General features: G+C 49.9%; 1 protein-coding gene and 2 pseudogenes. 2 read left to right on the top strand and 1 reads right to left on the bottom strand.

From position 1 onward, the window contains the following. Both ACTHS3_RS12785 and ACTHS3_RS12780 read left to right on the top strand, forming a co-directional pair. Positions 1-285: pseudogene (locus ACTHS3_RS12785) on the top strand (16S rRNA (cytidine(1402)-2'-O)-methyltransferase); the annotation flags it as partial. Positions 286-502: 217 nt separating this feature from the next. After that, positions 503-1,135, top strand: coding sequence for a DUF1269 domain-containing protein (locus tag ACTHS3_RS12780; protein WP_070608438.1), 633 nt, complete (start codon positions 503-505; stop codon positions 1,133-1,135). A 233-nt stretch (positions 1,136-1,368) separates the two neighbouring features. Here ACTHS3_RS12780 and ACTHS3_RS12775 read toward each other — a convergent pair. Further along, positions 1,369-1,538 (bottom strand): annotated as a pseudogene (locus ACTHS3_RS12775) (alpha/beta hydrolase); the annotation flags it as partial.

Raw genomic sequence — 1,538 nt, 5'->3', positions numbered from 1 at the left:
ACCAAAACGTTTGAAACCTTCCTCAGCGGCACGGTTGCCGAAATCCAAGCCGCCCTTAAAAACGACAGCAACCAAACACGTGGCGAGATGGTGCTGGTGTTGCACCCTGCGGTGAAAGAGAAACACAGCGATTTGCCCGAGGCGGCGCAAAACACGATGAAAATCCTTGCGGCCGAGTTGCCGACCAAACAGGCCGCCGAGCTTGCCGCCAAGATTACCGGCGAAAGCAAAAAAGCCTTGTACGATTTAGCGTTGGAGTGGAAACGGATTTCAGACGACGCTTGAGGTCTTGCAGGCTTATTTCTCTCAACCTGTGGTGTGAACGATGCGACGATTTCCTACAGGCAAGGCTGGGTATTGTTCGTTATCCGTTTGCCGGTTCTACAGGCTTTACATAGGTAAAGTTTTGTTTGCCGCATTGCTCCCCCCCCCCTTGCAATTTACACTGACACCGCATACAACTTGTATGTTCTTAAATCTTTCAACCTACGGGAGTAGACTTATGAAACAAAACATCATCGTTGCCTTATTCAACATCTCCAGCGAAGCTTATCAAGCCTTTTCTGAATTGAAAGCTTACTCGCAGACAATAGATGCTTTGGTGGCACAAGCCGTTTTGATTAAAAAGGAAAATGGTCTGATTATCCCAGCAGAAAGCACCGACTTTACCGCCAATACGGTCGAAGGCGCATGGACGGGCGGCCTCATTGGTTCACTGGTCGGCATTCTCGGCGGTCCTATCGGTGTTCTGTTGGGTGGAGCTACTGGCGCACTCATCGGCAGTGATGCAGGCACTGCCCAAACATTGGGAGAGGAGTTGTTGCTGGAAATTACAGCCAAAAAACTGGATAACGGCAGTACTGCAATCATTATTTTGGCGCAAGAATCCGACGAAGCTGTATTGGATGCCTTCTTCCACCGTTTCAAAACCGTTATTCTCCGGCAAGATGCAGCCGTTGCCCAACAGGACGTATTGGCTGCAATAGAAGCGCAGGAAGAAGTGGCACGTCAGGCACACGAAGCTTGGAAAAAACAGCGCAAAGCCGAGCGCAAAGCCGAGCGCAAAGAGAAAGTGGAAGCCTTCAAGGCCGACATCAAACAAAAATTCGACAAATTGGCAGCCAAGTTGAAATAACACTGCCACCAACCCAAGGTATGTAACCGCTCAAATTTTCCGTTTCGGATGCATGCCAAACCAGTTTGAGGCTACCTGAAAATCTATTTTTCAGGTAGCCTCTCCCTTTTTCATGCCCCGAGACCTTTGCAAAGGTCTCGGCCTTTTTATAATTGGATTTTAGATTGATCCAATAGGTTCAATACGCTTCTAAGTTTGCGTTTCAGACGGCCGCGATGTTTGGCAAACCTGCTTCAACGCTGCCATGCGCTGCGCAAATATTCGATGCAGTCGGTCAGGGCGTAAAACGGGGCGTTGCCGTGATTGGCGTTGGGGTAGAGGGTGAAGCGGACATCTGCGCCGAGGTGGTGCAAAGTGCCGGCAAGGATTTTGGCTTGTGCAACCATGCCGCTGCTGGTTTGGT

The sequence above is a fragment of the Neisseria sp. P0009.S007 genome (assembly GCF_051962515.1).
This window is presented reverse-complemented; position numbering and strand designations above follow the sequence as displayed.

Excerpts from the sequence above, each read along its gene's own strand:
- ACTHS3_RS12780 (WP_070608438.1), top strand. The coding sequence starts at position 503 with ATGAAACAAAACATCATCGTTGCCTTATTCAACATCTCCAGCGAAGCT.